We start from the raw sequence: 26868 nt of genomic DNA on the forward strand, positions 1-26868 counted from the left end.
GCTGCGGCTACGCCTTGCGGCGCTACGTTCCGCAGCTCGCTGTTCGCTCGGCCCTGCGCAAAAAAACAAGTTTTTTGCTGGGTCTGGCCTGACGGCCACTGCTGCACATCGCTAGGCCAAGCAAAGCTAAACCAAAAAGTCGACCCATGGCATTCGTTGCAGCCATTGGTCCAAATTTTTGAGTGGCGTATTTCTGCTTTCTACAATTTGCAGGCGCTCGAGCTGCACAAAGCGCTCGGGCAACTCTTCTAAATGGGGGGTATAGGAGAGGTCCAGATGAGTAAGGGAATACAAGCCCCCAATATCAGCGGGCAATTGGTCCAATTCTGTGCCGCTTAGCTCCAATTTGCGCAGTTGGCCCAATTGGCCTTGCCCAAAAAGAGAGAGCCGCCGCAGGGGGTTGCGGCTCAAATTGAGCGTTCCAAAATCCTCGGCCTGAAAAAAGCTAAAAGAAACTTCCTCCAATTGATTGTCAAAAAGCTGCAAATTGCGCAAACTTTGAAAGCCCACTGCTGTTTTAGGCAGGGTTTTTATCTTATTGATGCCTAAAAAGAGCTGCTGCAAATTGGGCAAGCGGCCCAAAAAGCAAGGAAATTCTTCTAGGCGGTTGCTGTTGAGGCTCAGGCTATGCAAATAAGGCAGCTCGGCCAGTTCTTCAGGTAAAGACTGTAGCTGGTTAGCAGAAAGGTCCAGCTGTTCTAAGGCCCTAAATTGACCGATTTCTTTGGGCAGCTCCTCCAACTTTCTATTGGATAAATTGAGAAAAGGACGCTGCAATAAGGCCCAAAGGTCTTCTGCATCCATTTCTTTGGGCCGCTCGACCCTAGGCCAAAGCAAATAGTAGGGCGCCAACAGCTCTTGCAAAGCAAGCCCCTGCCCCTCAGCCAAACTAAAGGCTAACTCAATATTGGCCATATCGCCACTGCCAATTAACTGTCTAACTGCTGCTAAATTGTCCAAAATATTTATCCTCTGCTGATTAAAATTTATCTTGGCGCCTTGGAATAATTTTTGCTCGGCCAGACCAAATTGCATGAAGACGAGCAAGAACAAACAAAAGTTGGAATCGCTTTTGTTTTAGGCTCCTCCAAAGCCCGTAAATACTCCAAAAGACCAATAGTTTTTCAGAACTACCTACAACTACTTTATTCATATGAGAACAATGAAATTGCTTTTTGCTTTTTGTCTAATGATGACATTTGGCCTTAACCAACTAAACGCCCAAACGCCTTTCTTTAAAAAGGCCTTAGCGAATGTGGAAAAATCTGATCCAGCCGCAAAAAAAGTACTGGAAAAACTAAAAAAGAAGTACACCCAATATAAGGCAATTTATGCAGAATATGAGTTGCTGATTGATAACCGAGAAACCCAAGAACGCCAAAAAGGCCAAATTACCCAAGCAGGCGATAAGTTTCATGTCAATAATAATGGCAACGAAATTTACTGCGATGGCGAAACGCTCTGGATGTACATGAAAAACAACAACGAGCTGCAAATCAATGATTATGAGCCCGAAGATGAAGATATGATGTCGCCCTCTAAAATTATGAAAATCTATGAGGCCGAAGATGAGTTTTTTTATGCCATGACCCAAGATAGAGGCGATATTTGCGAAATTGAGTTTAAGCCGCATGATAAGGAAGCCGATTTCTTTAAAATTAGAGCCACCATTGACCGAGCCAAACCCATGGTCAATGAAATTAAGGTCTTTGCCAAAGATGGCACCATCTATACCCTAGATATTAAGGTGCTTAAAGCGGCCCAACCGCAAGACAAAGATTTTATTTTTGATAAAAGTAAATACCCCGGCATTAGAGAGGTGGATATGCGCTAAATCCTCTTCTTTTTCTGCTCAAAAAGCCCCGCTGTTATCTTAACAGCGGGGCTTTTTGTTTTCTTAAATTGTTGTAGCTACCACTAATTTCAATATCTAGCCTTTATATTTGAACTTCTTTAGCGGCAGCTTTTGGTCCTTTTAGGCGGCGCAGCCGCCAGCGGGCCGAAGGCCCAACGGCTGAGGGATGGGAAGGGGGGCCGAAGGCCCGACCGAGCTTTTGAGCAAAGCGAAAAAGCGATGGGCCGAGCAGACCTGCGAGCCCGGGACAGCCCGACCCGCCCGCAGGGCGGGGCAGCCCCAAAAAAAATGAACCCTCGGCCCTTTTATTTGTCTCTTCTTAGCCAAGAAGACTAAAAAATTATTTAACACACAGTTTATTTGCCATGCAACGCCTAGCGCTTCCTTACGATAAAATTCCACAACTTTCTACTTTTGACAAAGCCTACCAAAGGGGCGACCAGCGACTGCGGCCCTTTTATGCTGCAGCACCTGAAATTGATAATTTTGCTGCGGCCATTCAGCAAAGGCAGTTTTCGGCCGAGCGCCGTGCGCTTTTGGTCCAAGAACTTCAGGCCCAATATGCTCATTTGGAGCAGCCCGAAATTTTAAAAGCGCAGTTGGCCGCCCTAGGGCAAGAACAAACCTTTACGGTGACTACGGGGCATCAGCCCAATTTATTTACAGGGCCGCTCTATTTTGTGTATAAGATTTTGGGGACTATCCGTCTGGCCCAAGAGCTAAAAATTGCCTACCCCCAATATCATTTTGTGCCCATTTATTGGTTGGGCGAAGAAGACCACGATTTTGAAGAAATTAAGCATACCTACCTTTTTGGCCGCCCCCTAGTTTGGGAAGACCATCAGGGCGGGGCTTTGGGCCAATATAAAATAGACAGCCTAGCGCCCGTATTGAGCGAATTATTTGAAATTTTGGGCGATAGTCCAGAAGCCCAAGAGCTAAAAACCAGCCTGCAAGCCGCTTTTTCTGGCCCAAAAACCTATGGCCAAGCCTTTATGGAATGGGTGCATGCCCTTTTTGGCCGCTACGGCTTAGTGGTGCTGCGAGCCAGCAGCCCCGCTCTAAAAGCCAGCTTTTCCGAAGTGATGAAAGAAGAGCTCTTGCAGCAAAGTTCTAAGGCCATTTTGGAAAAAAGCTATGCGGAACTAGAGGCCGCCGGTTTTGGTCCACAAGCCTATGCCCGCGATATCAACCTCTTTTATCTTCTCCCCAATAAGCGCAGCAGAATTATACAAAATGAAGCTGGGGAATATGCTGTTTTAGATAGTGATTTGCGCTTTTCTGAAGCCAAAATCTTGGCCGAATTGGAGCAGCATCCAGAGCGATTTAGCCCCAATGTCATTTTGCGTCCCCTTTATCAAGAGCAGATTTTGCCCAACCTAGCCTATGTAGGCGGAGGCGGAGAGCTGGCCTATTGGATGGAGCGCAAAGCCCAATTTGCCCATTATCAAACGCCTTTTCCCATTTTGGTCCGCCGAAATTCTGTGCAGTTGATCGATGCCCGCTCGGCAAAAAATTGGCAGGCCCTAGGATTTGATTGGCCGCAGCTCTTTGAAGAGACCGAAACGCTCCGACAAGATTTTGTCCGCCGACAAACGGAACACGAGCTCAGTTTTGAGGCAGAACAGGCCCAAATTAAGGCCCTTTTTGAACAAATTGGCGAGAAAACCGCCGCCGTAGAGCCCACCCTAAAAGCTTCGGTGGCTGCCCAAGAGGCCCAAATTCAAAAGAGCTTGGATAAACTCCAAAAGCGATTGATGCGGGCCGAAAAACAAAAAATGGATAGCAAACTAAATAAAATCCAAAAGCTACAAAATAAACTTCTTCCCAAAAGTAAACTCCAAGAACGATACAGTAATTTTATGGAGTTCTACCTGCGTTTGGGCGGCCCAAAATGGCTGGACCAATTGCTGCAAGAACTCAACCCTCTCCAAAAAGATTTCCTGCTCTTGATTGAGGAGGACTAAAAAAAACAGTATGAAAAAACTCCTTTTTACCGCCCTTTTGGCCCTCAGCTTTGGCGCCTGCCAAGAGGCCAAAACAGACAGCGAAACGGCTAGCACAGCCAACGAACAACCCGCCCAAACCGTGGCGGCAGCCGAAGAAAAAGAAAAACCGGCTGAAGAATCAACAGATTTTCCCCATGCCGATAAGATCCTAACTAGCGAAACAGGCAAGTCGCTCCCACTCTACCATTTTGAAGGCTTCGAAAAAGATATTCTGAGCCTAAAAGATGGAGAAGAGCTCTATGTCGTTAATTTTTGGGCCACTTGGTGCGGCCCCTGCGTTAAAGAATTGCCCTACTTCAATGCCCTAGAAGAAGAACTAGCCGGCAAGGTCAAATTTCTTTATGTTAGCCTCGATTTTACCAAAAGCCTAGAGAAAAAACTACTGCCCTTTATAGATAAAGAAGAAATTGGGCAGGTCGTTTTCTTGGACCAGAAAAAAGTGAATGAATGGCTGCCCAAAATTGATAAAGATTGGTCTGGCGCCATTCCCGCCACCCTCATTTTAGGCAAGGGCCAACATCAGTTCCACCGCCAAAGCTTCCATAGCAGCGAGGAACTCAAGGCCATTTTGCCCCTATAGTTTATCGTATTTCCTGACTATTTTATAATAATTACATGATCAAGCAAAGTTTAATTATGCTCTTGTTTTTGGGCCTATTTACCGCCTGCCAATCAGAGGCGCCCAAAACTACAGCCACAGATGAAGCCGAAAAAACAGCACAAACGGCCGAAGCCACAGAGGAAAAAACGGAAGCCACTCCTATCAAACGCTATGCCTTGGGCGATGCGGTTGCCGATTTCAAACTCAAAAACGTAGATGGCAAGATGGTTAGCATGGCCGATTATCCCGAGGCCAAAGGCTTTGTGGTGATTTTCACCTGCAACCACTGCCCCTTCTCTATCGCTTATGAGGACCGCATTATCGCCTTGGACAAAAAGTACAAGGAGCTGGGCTATCCCGTTATCGCCATCAACCCCAATGACCCTGAGGTTAATGCCGATGATAGCTACCCCAAAATGCAAGAACGAGCCAAAGAAAAAGGCTTTAGCTTCCCTTATTTGTTTGATGAAGCCCAAAACGTTTTCCCTCTTTTTGGCGCCACCAAAACGCCTCACTGCTTTTTGCTCAACAAAGAGGGCGATGCGCTTAAGCTCGTTTATAAAGGAGCTTTTGACGATAGCAAAGAAGTCGAAGAAGTAAGCAAAACTTTCTTGGCCGATGCCTTGGAGGCCTTGCTCAAGAATGAAGCACCCAGCCCCAATAGCACCCTCGCTTTTGGCTGTAGCATCAAAACGAATGACGAAAGCAAAATTGCCGAATAAGCCATTCTGCTCTCAGCATTAACCAGTTTGCCTAGTGTCTTTAAGATGCTAGGCTTTTTTTATGTTGTTTTGGGGCCTCCTGCCTGCGGCAGGCGCTACGTTCCGCAGCTCGCTATTCGCTCGGCCCTGCAGCGGCTACGCCGCTTTGGTCTGGCCTGCGGCCACTGCTGCACATCGCTAGGCCGCTCAACTATAGTTTTCAAGCTAGTCTTTTCGCTTCGGCCAGTCTGTTTAAAATTCTGTGTTTCCCCTTTTACTGCCTAGAGACTGCTAGAACAACTGAAAAAGGCTAAGGAAAAGATAGGTCGAGCTAGGAAATCAGCAGCTCGAGCTAACAAAATGCTAGGTCGAGCTAGGAGACCAGTAGCTTGAGCTAAGAAAATGCTAGGTCGAGCTAGGAGACCAGCAGCTCGAGCTAAAGAAAAGCTAGGTCGAGCTAGGAGACCAGCAGCTCGAGCTAAAGAAAAGCTAGGTCGAGCTAGGAGACCAGTAGCTCGAGCTAAGAAAAAGCTAGGTCGAGCTAGAAGGCCGGCAGCTCGAGCTAAGAAAAAGCTAGGTCGAGCTAGAAGGCCGGCAGCTCGAGCTAAAGAAAAGCTAGGTCGAGCTAGGAGACCAGTAGCTCGAGCTAACAAAAAGCTAGGTCGAGCTAGGAAGTCAGCAGCTCGAGCTAACAAAATGCTAGGTCGAGCTAGGAAAAAGTTAGCTCCCTAGACTAATTACTTAAGTTCCTTTACTAAATACTTTAACTAATCCATAACAACAATTAAAACGGAAACCCTAGCATAGGGCTCGCTAAATCAGGGAGTTAGGCGGATTAGCTGAGGGGCAAAAAAAGAGGGGCTTGAGGTTAATTATTTAATCAAAAAGGTAACAAAATCAAGTTTTGTACGTAAAATAATTATATCATCATAAAAACGGCTAGACTTATGAAATCGAACACAGCACTTCATCTCAACCTACATCATGCAATTTCTCAGCAGCTGCTTGTTGCTTTTCGTTATAATGACCAAGATGATTGGCGAGTTGTGGAGCCCTTTTGTTTGGGTTTGACAAGAGCTAATAATTGGGGATTGCGGGCATTTCAGCGTTCGGGGCCAGTGGGTTCAAAAACCAGTTGGAAGCTATTTAATTTGGATAAGGCGCAAGACTTGCGGGTATTGAGCCAGCAATTTTCGGCGGAGGTACGGGAGCAGTACCGAGTGGGCGACAAACAGATGCAGACTATTTTCCGTCAGTTGTATTAGGATCAGCCCAGATTTTGGGGCAAAGAAAAAGGGACTTCCGAAGATATCGGGAGTCCCTTTTTGGTCCAATTGCGGTAGGATTGGGGCTGGCGGAGCCAGCCTGGCCGCAGGCCAAATGGCCCAGCGCTGCGCAGCCGTGGCCCGCAGGGCCAGACCAAAGCCGCCAAAGGCGGCTGCAGGGCCGAGCAGACCTGCGAGCGGCGGAGCCTAGCGGCGGCTGCCCCAAATTGAAGGGCGGCCGCGGGCCCCAAATCCTTAGAAATAGAAACTTAGTGTAGCACGGACCGAGAATTTTTGGGCATCTTGATTATCGAAATAGCTGAGGCGCCAGAGGGCATCGACGCGGATCACCTTAAAGATATTTTCGATACCGGCGCCGACTTCCATATAAGGGCCCTGGTTGAAGCTGCCGTAATAGGGGCCGCCATTATCTTGATGGTTTAGGGCATTGGCTTCTTGATTTTCTTGGCTCAGGCTGCCCCAAACGCCGCGGAAAAAGGCGACCTCTCTCCATTTTAGTTTGCGGATGAGGGGGATACGGTTGAGGAAAAAGCCATCGAAATGTTGGACCGCGCGGACGCCCACCCAAATATCGCTCACAAACTCGAAGCTATTCATGAGGTTGTAGGATTCTGGATTATAGAAATAGGCCTCATTACCGGGGTGGCTTTCGAGCAAGAGATAAGGCAGGCGGCCAAAGACTTTTCCGCCTTCGATGCGGTAAGAAAACCAGCCTACCGGGCCAACATTAAACCAGTGGGAGATTTCGGCGCTGATGCGATGATAATTGTATTTGCTGCCCAAAACGCCCTTGATACCGGCCAGATAAGAGAGCTCGATAATGGGGAATTGGGTCCCGATAGAAAGGTCGCTAAAGTAGCTACGCAAAAGTTTTTCCTTATAGGCATAGCGAAACTTGAGGAGGATTTCGGTGGTCGTAACTGCCGTATCGATTTTTGTATAATCGTTGGCATCGGGATAATAGCGGAAATTAAAGCCTCTATCGGAGCGGCTAAAAATGGCGCCTTGCGGGATCATATTTCGGTGAATGACCGCTAGGCGATTGGAGAAGCCTCTTTTATAGGTATGTTGGTAATAGGCCTTAAACTCCTTAACGGCCAGCATTTTGGCGGGCACATCTCGGCGGAGGAAGCCCGCAAAAAGGCCTTGACTGGGAGTTTGTTCGCTATTTCGGTTATCGAAAAGGACATCGTTAATATATTTTAGGCCAACTTCTCTTCTTTTGAAGCGATTGAAAACATATTGGCCCTCTAGGCGGTACTTCCAGCGTTTATCGCCAAAGCCGTAGGCCCCATAGCCATAGAGGCGTAACTTTTTGGAGAACTGCGGGCCTGTTCCGACACCAAAGCCCAGGCGGATTCCTTCAATATCATTATAATTAAAGACAGAGCCATAAGGGCCGAGGTAGACTGGGCCGACCTCTAGGAAGCCCGTAGAGATGGTAGACAGGAGCTTGGCAGCCGTTTGATAAATGGGGACTGTTTTGATACTATCGACCATTTTATAGACCGCTTTTTCGTTATCCGTCAACTTTTCGTGTCGTTGTTCGGACCAGAAGCTATCGGCTTTTTCTAGGGCGATATAATCTATATCCTCGGGATCTACCTTTTTATAGGTTTTCTCTAATTCTTCTTGGCCAATTTGAAAATCCTTATACATCAGGGTTTTTCGGCCGATGACCCCCATCATCTTTTCTCGTTTTTTGCTGAGGGCAAAATCGATCACTGTTTTTTCCTTATAGGGCAGCCAGATACTGTCTTGCTGTTTATATTCGGCATAAATGAGCAGGCGATTGACCAGATTGACATTTACGTCCTCGCTCATTCTCATATTGACGATTTCGAGGCCATAATTTTCTACAGAGACCCAAAAGTCGCCATAGAAGGTATTTTCGCCACGGCGTTTGGGTTTAAACTTGAGCTTATAGGACCATTCGTCTTCGATATGGGTAGAATCGATAATATAATACTCATAGAAAAAGAGGCCATTATTGGCGAAGGGGCTAATAAACTCCTTACCGAGGACCGTAATATAATTATCGTAGAGATCGAATTCATCGTGCATTTGGCCAATAAAATCCACCACCGTTGAATTTTCTACCCCAGATACTTTTTGGGCCTTGAGCAATTCTTTTTTGCCCTTGCCATTGACATAGAAAATATCGTAGATACGTTCAGCTACATAAGCGGGTAAAAAGGGTTTAACATCGGAGGTAGAGTCGATATTTTCGAAAATAAACTGCAGGTCCTTAAACAAAGGGCTATCCTTCATTTTGGGGTCAATATTATTGAGGTCCAATTCGGTTTTAGAATAGCACTCCACCTGATAATTATCAAAGTTTTTGCGCTTATTGCGCTCCTTATTGGCCACAATGCGTCGGACCACCTCATTGGCGGGATTTTCTCCGGCCAGCACCATGACCGTTTCTAGTTCTACAGAGCTACTTTTTAGGCGAAAATTGATGGAGAGTTCTGTCTGCGTTTTATCAATTCGCTTCATCAGATTATCGTAACCCACCGAGGCCGCCATAATCGTGTCGCTGGGTAAATTGGCCAGTTCCATTTCGATACGGTACTTGCCCTCCACATCAGAGGTGACCCCCATGGGGATATCGCCAGGAATAAATACACTACAAAAGGGGACACCTTCTTCGGTATCATCATCAATTACCTGCCCTGTAATGAGTATTTTCTGGGCCATCAGGAGGGGGGCCCAAGCCAAAAAGGCCAGAATAAAAAGATTACGCATAAAAGAATCTTAGGGTTTAGTCAAAAACGACTTTCTAATTTAGCGAAAAAATGGGCTTAGCGAAGAAGTTAAATGGACATAATGCTTTTTTATGCCGCCCAAGCCAGATTTTTTTCCGATGAGTTGGTAACAAAAAGCTAAATTGGGCTTCTAGCAAATAGCAAGCAAAGGGCAGCGACAAATTCCCCATTTGGCCCTATCTTTGAATTTTTCATTTTGTTTTTCTTAACACGCTTAAACAAATACCCTATGCGTAATCTCCTTCTGCTTTGCCTTAGCCTTTTCTTGGTCGAGGCCGCCTATGCACAACCTCAGAAGCTAGTAGATCAGCTTAAAAACCGAGAAGAAATTAGTTTTATGGGCCGTAGCAGCTTCTCGATGAAGCAAAATTCGGGGCCAGAGCTGGTCAAGAGTTTGGCCTTTAAGCTACATGCCTCTTTAAGCAAAAAAGAGCTAAAAAACATCAGTTCTGCGGGCCTGCCTAATTCTCCCGATCCAGCCCAATGGATGGCGGCTTATCCGCAGCGGGATGATGAGGTATTTTCTTTTAACCCCACAACAATGGAGGAAGAAAAGCATGAGGCCAAGACCGAAGTAAAGCCCACAGATTTTAGCGACTTTAAGATTTTGGCCTTAATCGCCTACAACAAAAAGACGCATCAATTTGAGTACTATCCCTATGCAATTCGTCCTGTTTTGGCCGCTGCTGAAGGCGTAAATTACAGCCCCATTCAGATTGATATTGCTCAGGGGAGCAGGGTCCAAAACCAAAAGCGCCGCATGAGTTTTTCTGGCAAGGTAGATGGACTAAGCGCAGAAATTGAAATCATAGAATATAAAGGCAAAGAGATGGGCTTAGGCGATGTCTTGCAGGACCAAATCGGGGCCTTAGAGCAGCTATCGATCAAAAGCCTAGAGGGCAAAGATATGAACCAAGAAGGTCGTTTGGTCCTCCAAAAAGAAATTAAATTGGCGGGGGGTGTAGCCAGCTTTGACCCTGCTAGCATGCAAGAAAAGCTGATGTATCAAGTAGCGCCACAAATTATCCTTGATTTTAGCCGTGGGGTCTTCTACAGCAAGAACCAATCGGTAAAAATCCAACATATTGAAAAAGAAGAATTAGGCTATTGTCTACCCTTCTAAACTGGGCCATGACTGCCCTAGAGAGCGCCTCCAAGAATATTGGGGGCGCTTTTGTTTTGCCCTGAATAAAGCGTAACTTCAGGCCTAAAGATCAAACGCCTTTAAAAAAACATATCTAATGCAAGAGGTACAATTTGAAGATGCTTTGGACTATGCCAAAGCCCAGGATGTCAGTGATCCCCTAGCGCATTTTCGCCCCCAATTTCATTTCCCTAAACAGGCTGATGGAAGCCCTATTATTTATCTTTGCGGCAATTCTTTGGGCCTACAGCCCCGCCTTGCTCAGCAGCTGATGCAAGACGAGATGGATGTCTGGAAAGAGTTGGCCGTAGAGGGCCACTTTAAGGCCGAGCGCCCTTGGATGACCTACCATGAAGAGTTTAGCCGACAGCTTTCTCCTATTGTGGGGGCCTTGCCCAAAGAGATTACCGTCATGAACACCCTAAGCGTCAATTTGCACCTCATGATGGTCTCTTTTTATCGGCCCACAAAAAGCCGCTACAAAATTGTGATCGAGGGTGGCGCCTTTCCTTCGGACAAATATGCCGTAGATTCGCAGCTGCGTTTTCATGGCATTGATCCTCAGGATGGCTTGATTCAGCTACGCCCTCGTATGGGCGAAGACCATCTGCGGACCGAAGATATTTTGCAGGCCTTAGAGCGGGAAAAGGACAGTATTGCCTTGGTCATGCTTAGCGGAATCAACTATTATACGGGCCAGTGTTTTGACATGAAGTCCATTACGAAAAAAGGCCATGAAATTGGCGCTATGGTGGGCTTTGATTTGGCCCATGCTGCGGGTAATGTCCGCCTTCAGCTACATGATTGGGGGATGGATTTTGCCGTTTGGTGCCATTACAAATACCTCAACTCGGGCCCTGGCTGCATTGCTGGCGCCTTTGTGCATGAGCGCCACCTCAACCGCAAGGATTTGCCTCGTTTTGAGGGTTGGTGGGGCCACCACAAAGAGAGCCGTTTCAAAATGCCCGCTACTTTTGAGCCCGCCCCCAATGCCGATGCTTGGCAAATTAGCAATGCGCCCATTTTGGCCATGGTGCCTATGCGGGCTTCTTTGGCCCTCTTCAATGAGGCGGGTATGGACCGTTTGCTGGCCAAAAGCAAAAAACTAACGGCCTATCTAGAGTTCTTGCTCAATCAGCTGCCTACCGACCGCATCCGTATCCTGACGCCCAAAGATCCCAAGGACCGAGGCGCTCAGCTCTCTATTCAGGTAAAAGGGGCCGACCGCAGCCTCTTTGATGATTTGGTCAAAAATGGCGTGATTGGTGACTGGCGAGAGCCCGATGTTATTCGCATTTCTCCTGCCCCCATCTACAACTCTTTTGAGGATGTCTATCGGATGGTGCAGATTCTAAAAAAATGTCTACAGCTCTAGTTTCTGCTTTTTGATTTATTATTTTGGGGCCCGCGGCCAGCATAGCTAAAGCTATGCTGGCCGCCGCTATGCTGCGGGGCTCGCAAGGCTGCTCGGCCCTTCGTTTTTTTTTCGCTAGGCTCAAAAAAACTCGGTCTGGCCTACGGCCACCCGCTCCGCAGCGCTGGGCCGCTCATCCAATGAGTAAGCTCTAAATTACCCGCTTCGGCCCTTTAAATTTAATGCGTATTTGAGGACCAAAGGGCCGAAGCCGACTATTTTGCGCAGGCTTTGCAGAGGAGCGGATGAGCGCTGCGGAGCGGGTGGCCCGAAGGGCCAGACCAAAGGCAGGCTGTGCCTGCCTGCAGGGCCGAGCGAACAGCGAGCCCCGCAGCATAGCGACCCGAGCGAAGCGAGGGACAGCCCCTAGATAATAGGGTGATTTTTATTATTTTGTGACAAGACCTTAGTTCCTTTTTTATAGGAGGTCACTAATTTAAGTATTAGTTAATTCTAAAAATGCGTTTAAACGCTGCATTTTTCAATCAAATAACGCTTATTTTTGGAGTTAATCATTTTTTTACCACAAAGCGGGGCTACCTGCTTGAAATCTACTTTTATATGCAAAAACTATCGATTCAATTTTTCATGCTGTTTTGCCTCAGCTTTTTGTCTTTCTCTGCCTCGGCCCAGTTGACAGAAGATTTTGAGGGCAGCGTTCCGCCTACGGGTTGGGCTATTTTTGATAATGGGATTGGGACCACCCAATCTTGGCAAGCTGATACCACGGCCAATACGGGAGCCCAAGCGGCTTCTGTTCGTTATGAGAGTGTAACAGGTGGAAACTCTACGGACTGGCTGGTCACACCAGCGGTAAACATTAGTGCAGGGGCTAGCACCTTAGCCTTTTACCAGCGTTTATCCTATGATTTTTTTGATTATGGGAACATTTACACCATTCGGGTATCAACTACATCTCAGACAGACACGACTACTTTTACGACCATTGACACCCAATCGGAGCTTGATTTTGGAACTAGCTACACCCCTAAGTTAGTAGATCTTAGCGCCTATGTAGGACAGTCTATTTATGTAGCTTTTGTCATGGAGCAAAATAATGGCGACAACTGGTTTATTGATGATTTGAGCATTGGAGCGCCTCCTTGTTTGAATCCTGTTACAGTGACGGCTAGCAACATTACCACTAACTCGGCAGATATTAGCTTTGATGCCAATGGCGCGCCTCAGGCAGAGGTGGCCCTAGTGGCAGCGGGAGCTGCGGCCCCTACTTCAGGAACGGTAACAAGCAGCAGCCCATTTAGCGCTACCGGTTTGGCTGATGGAACGAGCTATGACATTTATATCCGTAGCCTTTGTAGCGGTGGTGGCAACTCTAACTGGGTAGGTCCAATTAGCTTTGCCACCTCTTGTTTGAGCGTACAAGGCGATGTGGCCAATGATGCTTTTGTCATTAGCACGCCTAACTTTAACCAAGCTGGCGCAACAGACTCTTGCTACACCAACTCTATTGGATATAGCTCTGCTGACGTTTGGTTCCAGTATGTCATTCCTAGTTGTACAGACTCTCTATACATTGGTTTGGACAGCTCTGATTTTGACACTTATCTTCGTGTTTATGCGGCTGACACAACTACCTCTTTGGCCACTAATGATTATGGTGGTGCAGGATCTACCTCTCGCTTAGAATTGAGTATTTTGAACAATGCCAACTTTAGTTCTGGCGACACAATTTATATTGTAGTAGAGGGCTATAGCAGCTATGAAGGGAACTACGTTCTTGATGTACAGGCCACCACAAGCAGTTCTCCTCTTGGAGATTGGGCGAATACGGCATTCGATGTAGGTAACCTTCCTTTTGCTACAAGTAACTCTACTAATTGTTATAACAATAGTGTAGGTCAAGCCGCTGCTGATGTATGGTTTGAGTATGTTGTTGAAGACTGTCTAGACTCTATTGCTATTTCTCTAGCAGGTTCTGATTATGACTCTTATTTGGGTATTTATGCTGCAGATAGCACTAGCCTACTCTTTAGTGATGACAATGGTGCTGGCAATAACAATGCAGCACTTAATATTCCTGTAGGTGGTGCCGTTAATGCTGGTGATACTATTTATATCTTGGTAGAAGGCGCTGCAACAGCCAGCGGAAACTTTCAGCTAGAAGTAGATGCTATATATACACCTCTTGTAGGTAATAGCATTCAAGAAGCTATTAGCATCAATGGATTTCCTTTTAGTAATTATGGATCAACTACAGGCAACTGCTACCGAAATACTATTGGCCATAATTCTGCAGATGTTTGGTTCCAGCACGTTCTTGACAGCTGTACAGATACCCTATTCATTAGCTTGGATAGCTCTGACTTTGATACTTATCTCCGTGTTTATGCAGCTGATGGTGTTACTCAATTGGATTTCAATGATGATGGTGGGCAAGGAAGAACTTCAGCTCTTCTTCTTGATGTCGTTAATGATCCGAATTATAATGCAGGAGATACTATTTACATTTTGGTAGAAGGTTATAACTCTTATACAGGAAATTATGGTCTCAACATTGATGCGGTACGTTGTGATCCTCCTGTTAGTGCTACCGTAGTGGTTAATGGTCTACAGACGACTTACTGTAATGCCAACAACATTCCTAGTCCACAAATGGTCATCTACAATGGTGGAAACAGCGACTTGGCCATGGTTCCTTATACCGTCACGCTAAGCACCCTACCCTTTACAATTGCTGTAGACACGGCCTACAACATTCCTATGGATGATTCTGTAGTGATTAGTCTACCCGCCTTCCCTTCTGCTTCTGGAAACGGAATCTTTGAGGTGAGCATTGAGGTGCCTGGCGATTATGACCTCAGTGATAATGTCTATACTCAGGTATTGGCGATTTCTAATACGGTTTCTACGGTTTCTGCTGTAGATGTAGCTTGTCATGGAGATGCAAACGGTAGCGCTACGGCTATGGGCCAAGCGGGTATTGCCCCTTACAGCTATATTTGGGATGCCAATGCGGGCAGCCAAACTACGGCTACAGCTACAGGCCTCAATCCAGGTACTTATAATGTGACCATTACGGATAGTATTGGTTGTGGCACGCAAAATAGCATTCAAGTTAATGAGCCTACAATTTTGACCGTAGATGCAGTCAATAACAATGATGGCACCGCTACGGCCAACGTTTCTGGTGGAGTAGCTAGCTATAGCTACGATTGGTCTAATGGCTCAACTACGGCCACAATTCAGGGGGCAGGACTACAAACTGTTATTGTTACCGATGCCAACGGTTGCTCGGCTAGCGATACGGTTACTATTGTTGTAGCCGTTACGGGCATTGAAGGATTGGAGCAAATGAGCATTTTCCCCAATCCGGCTCAAGATTATGTAAACCTTAGCTTTGAGTTGACGGAAAGCCGTCAGCTTCAGCTACAATTGGTGGCCCTAAATGGCCAAGTGGTTTATACCCAAAGCCTAAATGTTGTTGGGCAGCAAAACTTGCGCATCAATACGCAAGAGCTTGCTCCTGCTATGTATATGCTCCGCATCATTGATGAAAAGAGCCGTACACAGCATACCGAGCCTATCGTTATTCAGCGATAAGCAGTTCACTCATTTTTAAGTGAGTAGCATGGCCCCCAAGACATTTTGTCTTGGGGGCCTTTTTTTATTTTTATTGGCGCCAAACTGGCTCCACCTCTCTCAAATTGGGTTTTACATAAACATCATCAATTTTCTCAATAATTTTGGGGAGCAAACCTTTGACTAAATTTTGCCGCTTTTCATTCCAATGTGCGGCCGCTTTTTCAAATTCCTTAGATTTCTCGTCCTTCATCCAGTCTTCCCAGGGGTTGCTTCGGCCCTCTAGGGTTTGGCGCAAGCCCTCAAAGAGGTTTTTAAAGAGCATGCTCGCCAGGCGGTAGCGCTCTAAGAGCGCGTCTACCTCTTGGATTTTGGCCGAAATGGCCTTGATCTGCTCTTCTTTTTCTTCCTTATTGGTCGAAAACTTAAGGAGCTGCTCAAAATGCTGGTCTACAGCTCGGCTCAATTGTTTCATGGCCCCTTTTTCATTATCTAACACCTGATGAATAAAATCGGCATCTTGGGCCAATTCGGGATCCACCAAAGCAATATATTCGGCCAAGAGTTCCTCGGCATCTTGGCTGAGGGCCCGCATCCGCAAATTGACATTTTTCCAACTATTAGCATGATGGTCCAAAGAAGCATACTCGGCCTCTACAATAGAGAAGAAAGCCGAAAAATGCCGATACTTCTTCTGCCCAGTTTGGATCAAAGAATCATTTTTGGCCTGTATAAGGGGGTCCAATTGATAAACCTTTACATCATGCTTACCTCTTAGGCCATCCAAACGGACATTTTCCAAAACGACTTCCTTAAAGGGTTTGTACTTGGCCTCAATATTGGCTCGGCTAAACAAGCTAGAAAAGACCCCCTTAAAGCTGTTGATCACACTTTTTAGCTTACCCCCAGTTAAAATATTGCCTACATCGGCCGCAAAATTGAGCACCTTGCCCGCTCTAGACCTTCCCTTTACCAAGTCGGTATTATACTGTTGTCTTTGCAGCTCAAACTCCGCTTGCAAATCCTTGATATAATCTTTTTGTGCCAAATCAGATAGGTCTTGCATGCTGCCCAACCAGTCGTCAAATTCTTTATAGGCCAAAGGATTGGCCATTTCGCTGCGCTCATGAAAAATATCATAAATTTGTAGCGAGATATCTATATGGCCCACATAATTATAAACATTGCCAATAGTTTGCACCTCACTATAGTAAATATCCTTTAGCCGCCTAGCCGATTTGGCATAAGTCTGATGCTCTGCTTTGCGGATACTCTCCAAAATATTTTCTTCAATCTTGACTTTCTCCACTTCTAAAATCCGAGAAGTTTGTATCCGATTAAAGTCAGTTTGTGACAATTCTTCTAGCTCGATATTATCCAGCAATAGCTCCCCAGATTCATAGTCCTGAATACTCATTTTCACCCGGCTCAATTTGGTCAGATTTAGTTCATCTAACTGAATGGGATTGGGAAAACAAATGCTGCTATTGCTCTTGATGTCTTGGCTGCTATACTCCGACCATTTTTTATCTTCTTCAGAATAATAGCTGTACACAATCCGAAAGCCTCGGCCGACGCTCACATTTTGTACCCGATAATCAAAGCGCAGACTCCCAATTCCATAAGGCGATTCGGGCAAGCGCAGCTCTAAACTAGCGCCATTGCCCAAAAGCAAAAGCGCCGGATTATCGGCCTGACAGCCAGAGGGAATAATGGCCGCAGAGCCCTGACAATGCAGGCCCTTGACCTCTTCTAGATCTTCTATGGTATCAAAGTTTTCCGTCAAAAGCAGCTTTTGGGCCTTCAGGCTGCTCAGGCTTAAAAGGAACAAACAGAATAAGATGTTTTTCTTCATTTTTAGTATCTTGATTTTTTGGGGCCTCCCGCCTTCGGCGGGCGCTACGTTTCGCAGCTCGCTGTTCGCTCGGCCCTGCGCCGCTTTCAGCGGCTGGGTCTGGCCTGACGGCCACTGCTGCACATCGCTAGGCCAAAAGGCGTCCTTCCTGGCGAGCTATTTAAAAGATAATTTATGCTAAGTTTCTGGGAGAAAGAACAATTTTTTGCACCGCAGGACATCGTCATTGTTGGTGCAGGTTTAGTGGGACTAAATGCAGCCCTAAAATTAAGGCAGCTCCGGCCAAAAGCTAAAATATTGGTCCTAGAAAAAGGACTTTTGCCTGCTGGGGCCAGTAGTCGAAATGCAGGTTTTGCATGTTTTGGCAGCCCTGGCGAGCTCTATGAGGACCTTAAATCGCATAGTTGGGCAGAACTAGAGGAGCTTTTATATCAACGTTATTTGGGCCTGCGTTTATTGCGAGAAACCCTAGGCGATCAAAATATCGCCTATCAGGGCGGGGGCAGCCTAGAACTCTTTAGGGCCGAAGAAGAGGCCCAATATCAGGCTATATTGGACCAACTGCCCAGCTTTAACAAGCGCTTGGCTCCCCTTTTTGAGGGCCGATCGCTTTTTAGTCCCTTGGCCAAAGATGCGCTAAAAAAAGAAGGTTTGCAAAATTTTTCTAGGGCTTTAGAGAATAGCTTAGAGGGCCAAATAGATACGGGAAAAATGATGCGGACCTTGGTCCAGAGAGTAGAAATGGCAGGCATTAGTATTCGTTGGGGGGCCGAGCTTTTGGATTGGGAAGAAGGGGCTAGGGGCCTTTGTTTACATCTTCGTTTTGGTCCAGAACAACTAGCGCTATACAGTCAGCAGCTCTTAATTTGCAACAATGGTTTTGGTCCTCGCCTATTGCCTGATTTGGCTCTACAGCCAGCTCGTAACCAAGTAATTTTGAGCAAGCGCATTCCGAATTTGGCCCTAAAACGGCCCTGCCATGCTCAGGCGGGCTATGTTTATTTTCGGCCCATAGCGGGGCGGATATTATTGGGTGGTGGGCGACATCTGGACCCTCTTGGAGAAACCACCGATGAACTAGGGCAAACGGCAAAGATTCAGGACTTTTTAGCCGATTACTTGCATAATGTACTGGGCCAAAAAGTAGGCATTAGCCAAAGTTGGTCGGGAATATTGGGCGTAGGGCCACAAAAAAAGCCCCTTTTGGGCCAAACTGAGGAAGGCGTTTATTATGCCCTGCGTTTGGGAGGAATGGGCGTAGCCCTAGGCAGTTTATTGGGCCAAAAAGCGGCTAACTTATTAAGTCAATAGTCTACATTTGCGGTTTGCAGGGCGCGAAGCGCCCGCAGGCCACAACAAGGCCTTTAGGCCGCAGTTCGACGACCGAAGGGAGTAACCGATGTGCAGCAGTGGCCGTCAGGCCAGACCCAGCCGCTGAAAGCGGCGCAGGGCCGAGCGAACAGCGAGCTGCGACAACCAGCCCCTATAGGGGCGCCAGTTCGACGACCGTAGGGAGTAAACGTAGCGGCCGCCGCAGGCGGCAGGCCCCAAAATAAAAACAGCCTACAAAATCAATTGCAGGCTATTTTTCGATTTCAGTAGAGCTGGCATTAAGTAATATCCATCCAGAGTTCGCCAGTTTTGATAACGTGGATGGCCCAAACGAGGACCACAGAAATCACGAGACCGAGAGCGGCCTTACCGATATCGCGGAAAACCATGCGGTGCATATTACCATCTGCCCGGCCTTCTACGGCGATGCGGATGCCATATTCGCGGCCAGCGAGCAGGCCCAAAAAGACCCAAGTTGTGCTCATGGGGACGCGGTTGAGCTCCTTGAAAAAGTAGAGCACCACCCCATAAATACAGTCTACAAAAGTGGCCGAGCGGATATCGCTAGTATTTGTTTTTGACTTAATAATACCTTGGATAGCGCCTCCTTGTTTCTTAAAAATATAGCCTAGAAGGAGTAAGAGCCAGCCGAGGCTAAGCGTCATTTCTAGGGCGCTAATTTGGCGGGGGAGGTAGACATAAATATTGGCAAAATCTTGAATTAGCCATTGGGTCCAGAGAAACCCCGTAGAGCCCCACTGCAGAACGGTCCAGACAATTTGGCTCTTCTTGCTAATTTCGGGGTTGCGCAAAAAGTAGCGCTCCGTAAATCGAGAAACCAGCAAGTAGAAAACCAAGCCTGTTCCGAAGGCGACGCCATAGCCAATTAATGATTTGATAATCATGGGCGTGAGCCCTTTGGGGAGAAAAAAAGTAAGGATCAGGAAAGAGGTACTAACGGGGATGCCTAGGCGGGTAACAACTAAAAGGACTAGCGGTGGGAGGATATACCACCAGCTCATATCTTGGATAAAGGGGTATTTGGGGTTTTCTAGGTTAAATTTATCGGGGTCTCCGATTAGGCGGCCGTAAGAAACGTCTCCGCCATGCGTGTACCAGCCGTAAAGAAGAGTGACAGTAAGAATACCGCCAGCGAATAGCCAAAGGACCCACCAGGGGCGCTTTTCATTAGAGCTGATAAATGTTCCAAGGGTTTGGATAACATCATTGCCGATGACCGAATAGGCCGCTAGGGCAAAGCCGAGATAGATGTATATTTCTGGCATTTTGTGATATAGATTAGTGCATCAAAAAGTCTTTGGCTTTAGGAGGCTCAAAATGCAATAATAATTTAGCGGCTAAGGGAATAAAAGCATTAAGTAATTGTTAATTTGATTAGCCTAAAAAAAAACTTAGCCAGCCTTTTAAGCTAGCTAAGTTTTCTAATTTCCTATGTGACTTTGGTCCTAGTAATCTACGCTAATTAGTGGTCGTCTTTCTAGGCCCAATTTATCTATAGTTGCCTGAGAGAGTTCGCCTTCTTCAGGGTTGATGCCATAATCTTTTTGGAACTGGCGGAGGAAGCGGCGGGTGGCCTCATCATAGTCTCCGGTTTTGGGTAATTTATAGCCGAGCTTGCGCAAAGCCTCTTGAATTTCGTAGGCGGTGGGGGCATTAAATACGCCAAAGGGGCAGACGACTTCCTGCCAGCTTTGCCATTGGCCTGGGGGCAAATAGCGCAATTTTTCGCCAGCTTTGAGACTGGGTCTACCGGCAGATTCTGGAATGATTTCGATGCGGCTTTTTTGCTTTAGGCTTTGTCTTTTGATCACTTCATAGACTGCGGGGATGATATGATCGGTACGGCTAGTATCCAAAATATCTTTGAAGGGATAAAAGCGGGTATTGACCACCTTATATTCTGGGGCCAATTTGACCAAGCAAGCGGCCACCTTATGTTTAGGTTCTTCATCTTGGCGGCAAATTTCGGAGACATCGGCGGGTCTCCACTCAGAAACGGGTTCTCGGAGTGTTAGAATTTCTGTACTCATAAAATAGTTGGTCGTATCGAAATTGCCGTTTAGGGCTGGCGAGACGAGAATACTATCTTGGGTCGTTTCGTATTTGGCGGGAACAAACTTGAGGTAATAGCCTTCATTTAGGTCATAGCTTTCTTCGCTATTTGCATTAGCCAAGCCAATGAAGTAAGTTTTGCCCAATTCAGCTTGTTTTCTTAGGCTTTCAAAGATATCTTGAGTTTGTGCCTGTATGCTTACCGTAACTAGAAAGCTACTCAAGAAAAATATATAAGTGTGTAGAGATAATTGCCCCATAAGCCTGCGGATTAAACGTATAGTGTTGGTCGAGAAGTTGGATGTCTGTTTGCGAGAACATTTTCTGGGGGGGGGGGGGGAGTGTTTGTTCGGAGCGCTTAGCAGAGTCGATTTCTTCTTAAGATCGACAGTTTAAAATCTTATTCATCGTATAAATATAATGAAACTAGGATTTTATCGGTTCATTTCCTTTAGATAAATTCGACGAACTAACTGATTTTTTCAAGGAAACTGATCCAATGCTTGCGCTCTTGGGCTGTTTTGGCCTTTCTGAGCAAGCGGGCGGCCAGCTGCCGACAAGGCGCTATGACTTCTTGTTTGGAGGCTCCATAAAGTTGGGCCTTCAAGAAATAGTCTAGGGCTTCTTCTTGCTGCTCTAATGCCATATAGGTTTGAGCGAGGGCTAATACCAGCTCTTTTTTTGCTTTTGTGACAAGCATTTTTTCTAAGATAGCAATCTTTTCTAAACTAGCCGGCATCTTTTCTATTTCGGTCAAAGATAAGGCCGTTCTTAACTTTTCTTTGAACAGTCGTTGAAAATTTTCTGTTAGTTTTTCTTTTCTTTTATGTTGACTGCTACAAAAGAAAGAAATTTCTTCGCTAATGGATAGGCGGAAGAGCAGTTCTTGGCTATCTAGGGGTTCTTGTTCTTGCAGCATAAAGAGGTAAGCAATATAAAGCAGGGCCGTTTGTTTTTTAAAGGCCTCTAGGGCTGCTATTTGCTCGGCCCAACTGGCTTGTTTTCCTTTTTCTAGTAGTGGCCATAGTGGGTTGGCTTCGGCTAGTTCGATAAAAGGGGCTTGGGCCAAACGGCTTTGCATCAGGGCACAATCTCCTAAAAAGCGAAGCGCCAACAAATTGGGTGGCTGCTGCTCCTCTCCTTCCCATATATATAGACTGCTGGCCTTTAGTAGGGCGGCCAAACAAGAGAGGTAATCTGCCGAGTCATAATGATGTGCCGCCTTTTGGGCCACTGCATAAAACATCTGCCAATAGTTTGAGCATCTAGAGTAATAGAAGTCCCTAAAGATAGAAAACTAAATGCCCCCAAAGCTATAAACTGAGGAAAAGCCCTGCAAAAAAAGAAATAATGATTAAGTTTGCAGCGCTTTTTTGGGCCTTTTGTTAAACAAAACAGTCCTTGCACCGCTTTATAGGTACATTTATTATTTTCATGACGATCTGAAGGAACAACTTATGGCTTTAGCCGGAAAAACAGGGGTTTTGCTTGTAAATTTGGGGACACCCGATGCCCCAACTAGAGGGGCTGTTTATCGCTACCTCAAAGAATTTTTATTGGATGGGCGGGTAATTGACATTAACCCTATTGCCCGAAATATTTTGGTCCGTGGCATTATTGCGCCTTTTCGCTCTGGCGCTTCGGCCAAGTTGTATCAAGAGCTCTGGACCGATAAGGGCTCGCCCCTAAAGGTTTTTGGCTATTTTCTACAAGAGGAGGTCCAAAAACAATTGGGCGATGATTATATTGTAGAACTGGGGATGCGCTACCAAAATCCCTCTATCAAATCGGCTCTTGATAAATTGATGGCCCAACAAATTAGCCGGCTAGTGGTGCTGCCGCTCTTTCCCCAATATGCCTCGGCCACTACGGGCTCGGTGCATGATGAGGTGATGCGTTTGCTCCGGCAAGAGCAAATTATTCCCGAAATTAGCTTTATCAATTCTTATCACGATCATCCCAAAATGATTGCCGCCTTTGTGGCCCGCGCCCAAGAACACAATATAGAGGACTATGATCATCTGCTCTTTTCTTATCATGGGCTGCCCAAACGCCAACTCGTCAAGGCCGACCGCTGCAACCACTGTATGCAAACTGAAAATTGCTGCGAAACGCTCAGCATTAAGAACCAACATTGTTATAGTGCCCAATGCTATGACACTAGCCGCGCTATTGCCGAGGCCCTAAATTTGCCCAAGGAAAAATACAGCAATTGCTTTCAGTCTCGCCTTGGCCGAGACCCCTGGCTAGAACCCTATACTAGCGATTTGCTCAAGGAACGCTATGAAAAAGGCGACCGCAAGATCCTGGTTTTTTGTCCCGCCTTTGTGGCCGATTGCCTAGAAACTACCATCGAAATCTCTGAGGAATATGCCGAGGAGTTTGAAGAAATGGGCGGAGAACATCTCCAACTAGTAGAAGGCCTGAATGATCATCCGCTTTGGGTGGAGGCTGTGGTGGAGCTCATCCAAGAAGCTTAAATAAGAAAGGTCTCTAACTGTTGTTGTTAGGGACCTTTTTTTGGGGGCCTCCCGCAGCAAGCTGCGGGCGCTAGTTTAATTTAGGAGGGTTTCAACCCTCATTTATATATAATCGCAAAGCGATACCACAGTTGCTGTGGGTTTTAACCTACAGTAAAACAGCCAGATCGCTAGGCCGAAGAGAACAGGCCCCAAGGGCCTGCGAAAACTACAATAAAAGCGCCTGTATAAAAAATGGCCCAAACGCCCCTAAGGGATTCCTTAAGGAATCCCGCAGAGGGGTGGGTGGGCGGGTCATATTAGCGAATGAGGAGCGCAGCGACGAATACCGCTTTTTATGCGGTCCTACAGGCCCGAAGGGCCGCAGGCTGAGGGATAGTAGGCAGTGGCCCACAGGGCCAGACCAAGGAGCGTAGCGACGCAGGGCCGAGCGAGCAGCGAGCTGCCGCATAGCCCGACCCGAGCGAAGCGAGGGGCAGCCCCTAATCCTCAATCTCTAAAAGCTCTATTTGATAATCGGCTATCTCCTCGGCATTTTGTAAGGCCGTTTTGATTTGATAGGCCTTAATATAAGGATAGCGATTGCTCAATGGCGAATCTTTAGGGCCAAGCAACAGCAGCTCCTGCTTATCTATAGGCTGGCCGAGCTGATCTAGATAGATAATGTTTGCCTTTAGCTTTTGAATAGATTGGCTGGCCGACTGCTTGAGGCGCAAACTCAAATGATGATAAACAGAGTTGGAAAATTGGTTATAGCTTAATTCACTAGCCACAGCCTCCGCCTTAAAGAAATACTTCTGGTTTAGCTTTTCGGGAAATACCCTTAGGGATTTGGGAAGCATTGGGCTAGTAGTTTCCTTAATATTGACCAACTCTAGCTCCAACAAAATCTCTGCAACAGGAGGTGGGTCGCCATAGGCCTGATGCAGCTCTTGAATGGCCACATAATCGCCCATTTGGGCTCCTTTTGGAATATCAAAAGTGAGTGGGCTGCTCCAGAGCTTCTCCCCGTTTTGGTCCAAATAATGCAGCCAAGCCACTACGCTCCCACTGCCCGAACTCAGGAGCTTGAAATAGCCCTTTAGATAATAACTAAACTCCTTTTCCTCTGCCCGAGAGATCGTTTCTAGTTCGGCAGATAAGCCCACAATCTCGCCATCTCCGGCAATCATACTGCCTTTTTCCCAACGGCTAGAAATCGACTGGCTGCTGCCGCTATAGGCTTCTCTTGCGACCACTTCAGGAAAGCCCTCTCGCTCTATTTCGCTTTCGCTGCTGTAGCCAGGCATGAGGACCAAATAGGCAATAAGCACTCCCAAGACAATGGATAAGGAAACAAAAGCATTGATTCTTTTTTGCCTTTTGTCTTCTTCCTTTTTAGGGCGGCTTGCGGCAGGCCGTCCCAAATCAAAGTTAGGAGCTGCATTTTGGGCCCTAAAAGGCCTTTCTTCTTCTTTTAACTGCAGCAGCAGCTGCATAGCTCTTTGGTCTTCTGGATTGAGCTGTAGCTGTTGCTGCGCCCATAACTTCACGGCCTTTTGGTCCGAACTATTTCCCTTTTCTTGAAAACAAATCAGATGCGCCTGGGCCATCAAGAGGGCGAGGTCTTCTCCCTGAGGGCGAATCAAGCGAGCCTGCTGCAGCTCCAACAAGGCCTCCTCTCCTAAGCCATGCTGAATATAGCCTTTGGCCCTAGCCGTAAAATCTTGGTAGGCCGCTTCTAATTTATCCCAATCCGTATAACTCAGGCCCATAGAAAGGCCCAGCTCTTTATATTCTTCTTGGCTAAAGCTTTCTTCCTCAATGCGGTTTTGCATTTGTTTTAGCTGCTCGAGCAAAGATTTTATTTGGGGATCCTGCATAAAAAATGGGAAATTCAGTGAACAATTTGGTCAAATCGTGATAGACGTCACCTTTTTTAAAAATAGTCTAAACTACTTTTGTTCATAGAGTGAACGCCTCAATAGAATTCTTGACCTCTTTTACAGCATTAAAGTACAAATTATTATGGATATCAAACAATTTATACCCGCTTTAGAGTGGCTTCCCAAATACTCCCAAAACGACCTAAAAGGCGATTTATCGGCAGGTTTGACCGTGGGCGTGATGTTGATCCCTCAAGGGATGGCTTATTCAATGTTGGCCGGCTTGCCTCCAATTTATGGACTTTATGCCTCTATTCTTCCGCTGATCATTTATGCTTTTTTGGGGACCTCTCGCCAGTTGGCTGTGGGGCCTGTTGCTATGGTATCTTTGTTGGTTGCTTCTGGAGTAGGCGCCATTACTCAAGATCCTGATGAGTTTATTAAATTGGCGATCATGATGGCCCTAATGGTGGGTATTTTCCAATTCACCCTTGGGGTTTTACGTATGGGTTTTCTGGTCAACTTCCTTTCTCATCCGGTGATTAGTGGTTTTACCTCTGCCGCCGCCCTGATTATTGGGTTTTCGCAACTCAAGCATTTGCTGGGTATTGACCTAAAGCGCTCGCATCATGTGCACGATATCATTGGACAAGCCATTGAGCGCGCTGGAGAAACCAATATGTATACCCTCATGATTGGCCTAGGCGGCGTGGCCATTATCTTGGCCCTCAAAAAGCTCAATAAAAAAATGGGGATCAATATCCCTGGCCCTTTGGTTGCCGTAGTTTTTGGTATCCTTACCGTTTGGGGCATGGGCCTTTTTGATGCCGGTGTTAAGATTGTTGGAGAGGTGCCCAGCGGTTTGCCTACCCCTCAAGTGCCTACCTTTAGCCTAGAAAACTTCCAGAAGCTTTTGCCGATCGCTTTGACGATCTCGCTAGTGGGCTTTATGGAGTCTATCGCCGTAGCTAAAGCCATTCAGGCCAAACACAAAAATTATAAGATTATCCCCAACCAAGAACTTATTGGTCTTGGACTCGCCAACATTGGCGGCTCTTTCTTACAGGCCTTCCCCACCACAGGAGGATTCTCTCGTACGGCAGTAAATGACCAAGCTGGAGCTAAAACTGGTGTAGCAGCTATTCTTTCTGCCGCCCTGATTGTTCTTACGCTGCTTTTCCTTACCCCCCTATTCTACTACCTCCCCAAAGCCATTTTGGCCTCTGTAATTATGGTAGCCGTATTTGGCCTTATTGATTATAATGAAGCCATCCACCTCTGGAAAGCCGATCGCCGCGATTTCTGGATGCTCGTCCTCACTTTTGTGGCTACCCTTTCTTTGGGTATCGAACAAGGTATTGGCTTGGGTGTTGTGGTTTCTTTGTTCAGCATTATCTACCAAACTACTCGCCCCCATTTGGCCATCTTGGCCCGCATTCCTGGCAGCAAGCACTACCGTAACATAAAACGCTTTGACCGACTAGAAGAGCGCAGCGACTTGCTCATCCTCCGCTTTGATGCACAGCTTTATTTTGCCAATACCACTTTCTTCCGCGAAAGCATCGAGAAACTAGCCGAAGAAGCTGGCGAAGACCTCAAAGCGATTATTATCAATGCCGAAAGTATCAACGCTATTGATTCTAGTGCCATGCACGCCCTAGAAGATGTAGCCAAGGAAATCCAAGATAAAGAGATCAACTTCTTTGTGGCTGGCGCCAAAGGCCCTGTTCGAGATGCCCTTTATCGGGGCCATATTATCGAGCATATTGGTGCCGAAAACTTCTTTATTGATGTTCAGGCCGCTGTAGATGCCGCCGATGGCAAAGATGGCCGCGAACATGATGAATATGTACTCGAAAATAGCCTCTAGGCTGTTCTAATGTCTGTTGTTTAACGGCTAGTGGGAGCTTTCCTGCTAGCCGTTTTTTTATGCTTTTTCTGAAGG

General features: G+C 46.5%; 18 protein-coding genes. 11 read left to right on the top strand and 7 right to left on the bottom strand.

Annotated elements, in window-relative coordinates; translation table 11 throughout:
* Window positions 1-126 precede the first annotated feature (126 nt).
* The gene (locus SGRA_RS02180; RefSeq protein WP_245538617.1) at window positions 127-960 is read right to left on the bottom strand and encodes a leucine-rich repeat domain-containing protein; all 834 of its coding nucleotides are present in this window, start codon (window positions 958-960) and stop codon (window positions 127-129) included.
* A 193-nt stretch (window positions 961-1153) separates the two neighbouring features.
* Between SGRA_RS02180 and lolA1 the strand changes: the two genes are divergently transcribed.
* The 5 genes from lolA1 to SGRA_RS02210 all read left to right on the top strand — a co-directional run bounded on the left by lolA1 (window position 1154) and on the right by SGRA_RS02210 (window position 6431).
* Window positions 1154-1834, top strand: coding sequence for an outer membrane lipoprotein periplasmic chaperone LolA1 (gene lolA1, locus SGRA_RS02185; RefSeq protein WP_041329446.1), 681 nt, complete (start codon window positions 1154-1156; stop codon window positions 1832-1834).
* A 386-nt stretch (window positions 1835-2220) separates the two neighbouring features.
* Complete coding sequence (gene bshC / locus SGRA_RS02190; RefSeq protein ID WP_014373498.1) at window positions 2221-3822, top strand: bacillithiol biosynthesis cysteine-adding enzyme BshC; 1602 nt, start codon at window positions 2221-2223, stop codon at window positions 3820-3822.
* Between the two features lie 10 nt (window positions 3823-3832).
* Entirely contained in the window at window positions 3833-4444 is a 612-nt protein-coding gene (locus SGRA_RS02195) for a TlpA family protein disulfide reductase (RefSeq protein WP_014373499.1), read from the top strand.
* Between the two features lie 35 nt (window positions 4445-4479).
* Entirely contained in the window at window positions 4480-5187 is a 708-nt protein-coding gene (locus SGRA_RS02200; protein WP_014373500.1) for a thioredoxin family protein, read from the top strand.
* Window positions 5188-6113: 926 nt separating this feature from the next.
* A complete protein-coding gene (locus SGRA_RS02210; RefSeq protein WP_002660158.1) occupies window positions 6114-6431 on the top strand; it encodes a WYL domain-containing protein in 318 nt (105 codons plus the stop codon).
* A gap of 255 nt (window positions 6432-6686) precedes the next feature.
* Here the strand turns inward: SGRA_RS02210 and SGRA_RS02220 are convergent, their stop codons facing one another.
* Window positions 6687-9200, bottom strand: coding sequence for a DUF5686 and carboxypeptidase-like regulatory domain-containing protein (locus SGRA_RS02220; protein ID WP_014373503.1), 2514 nt, complete (start codon window positions 9198-9200; stop codon window positions 6687-6689).
* A 249-nt stretch (window positions 9201-9449) separates the two neighbouring features.
* Between SGRA_RS02220 and SGRA_RS02225 the strand changes: the two genes are divergently transcribed.
* The 3 genes from SGRA_RS02225 (at window position 9450) to SGRA_RS02235 (ending at window position 15339) form a co-directional block, all read left to right on the top strand.
* A complete protein-coding gene (locus tag SGRA_RS02225; RefSeq protein ID WP_014373505.1) occupies window positions 9450-10343 on the top strand; it encodes a hypothetical protein in 894 nt (297 codons plus the stop codon).
* Window positions 10344-10461: 118 nt separating this feature from the next.
* The gene (gene kynU, locus SGRA_RS02230; protein ID WP_014373506.1) at window positions 10462-11739 is read left to right on the top strand and encodes a kynureninase; all 1278 of its coding nucleotides are present in this window, start codon (window positions 10462-10464) and stop codon (window positions 11737-11739) included.
* 600 nt (window positions 11740-12339) lie between these two features.
* Window positions 12340-15339 carry a T9SS-dependent choice-of-anchor J family protein gene (locus SGRA_RS02235; protein WP_245538618.1) on the top strand — a complete coding sequence of 1000 codons (3000 nt, stop codon included), beginning with the start codon at window positions 12340-12342 and terminating at the stop codon, window positions 15337-15339.
* A gap of 70 nt (window positions 15340-15409) precedes the next feature.
* Here SGRA_RS02235 and SGRA_RS02240 read toward each other — a convergent pair whose 3' ends face one another.
* The gene (locus tag SGRA_RS02240) at window positions 15410-17173 is read right to left on the bottom strand and encodes a hypothetical protein (RefSeq protein ID WP_014373508.1); all 1764 of its coding nucleotides are present in this window, start codon (window positions 17171-17173) and stop codon (window positions 15410-15412) included.
* Between the two features lie 174 nt (window positions 17174-17347).
* On the opposite strand from SGRA_RS02240, the gene SGRA_RS02245 reads away from it, so the two are divergent.
* The gene (locus SGRA_RS02245) at window positions 17348-18484 is read left to right on the top strand and encodes an NAD(P)/FAD-dependent oxidoreductase (protein WP_014373509.1); all 1137 of its coding nucleotides are present in this window, start codon (window positions 17348-17350) and stop codon (window positions 18482-18484) included.
* 299 nt (window positions 18485-18783) lie between these two features.
* Here SGRA_RS02245 and SGRA_RS02250 read toward each other — a convergent pair whose 3' ends face one another.
* The 3 genes from SGRA_RS02250 to SGRA_RS02260 form a co-directional block, all read right to left on the bottom strand.
* Window positions 18784-19791 carry a hypothetical protein gene (locus SGRA_RS02250; protein WP_014373510.1) on the bottom strand — a complete coding sequence of 336 codons (1008 nt, stop codon included), beginning with the start codon at window positions 19789-19791 and terminating at the stop codon, window positions 18784-18786.
* A 180-nt stretch (window positions 19792-19971) separates the two neighbouring features.
* Entirely contained in the window at window positions 19972-20838 is an 867-nt protein-coding gene (locus tag SGRA_RS02255; RefSeq protein WP_014373511.1) for a peptidoglycan-binding domain-containing protein, read from the bottom strand.
* A 209-nt stretch (window positions 20839-21047) separates the two neighbouring features.
* On the bottom strand, window positions 21048-21824 hold the full coding sequence (locus SGRA_RS02260; RefSeq protein ID WP_014373512.1) for a hypothetical protein: 777 nt from the start codon (window positions 21822-21824) through the stop codon (window positions 21048-21050).
* Between the two features lie 211 nt (window positions 21825-22035).
* On the opposite strand from SGRA_RS02260, the gene hemH reads away from it, so the two are divergent.
* Window positions 22036-23058, top strand: coding sequence for a ferrochelatase (gene hemH, locus SGRA_RS02265; RefSeq protein WP_014373513.1), 1023 nt, complete (start codon window positions 22036-22038; stop codon window positions 23056-23058).
* Between the two features lie 482 nt (window positions 23059-23540).
* Here the strand turns inward: hemH and SGRA_RS02270 are convergent, their stop codons facing one another.
* Window positions 23541-24875: a hypothetical protein gene (locus SGRA_RS02270; RefSeq protein WP_245538620.1), complete on the bottom strand. Its 1335-nt coding sequence runs from the start codon at window positions 24873-24875 to the stop codon at window positions 23541-23543.
* Between the two features lie 190 nt (window positions 24876-25065).
* Here SGRA_RS02270 and SGRA_RS02275 point away from each other — a divergent pair, with 190 nt between their 5' ends.
* The gene (locus SGRA_RS02275) at window positions 25066-26793 is read left to right on the top strand and encodes a SulP family inorganic anion transporter (RefSeq protein WP_014373515.1); all 1728 of its coding nucleotides are present in this window, start codon (window positions 25066-25068) and stop codon (window positions 26791-26793) included.
* Window positions 26794-26868 lie beyond the last annotated feature (75 nt).

The organism is Saprospira grandis str. Lewin (genome assembly GCF_000250635.1).
GTDB lineage: Bacteria > Bacteroidota > Bacteroidia > Chitinophagales > Saprospiraceae > Saprospira > Saprospira grandis.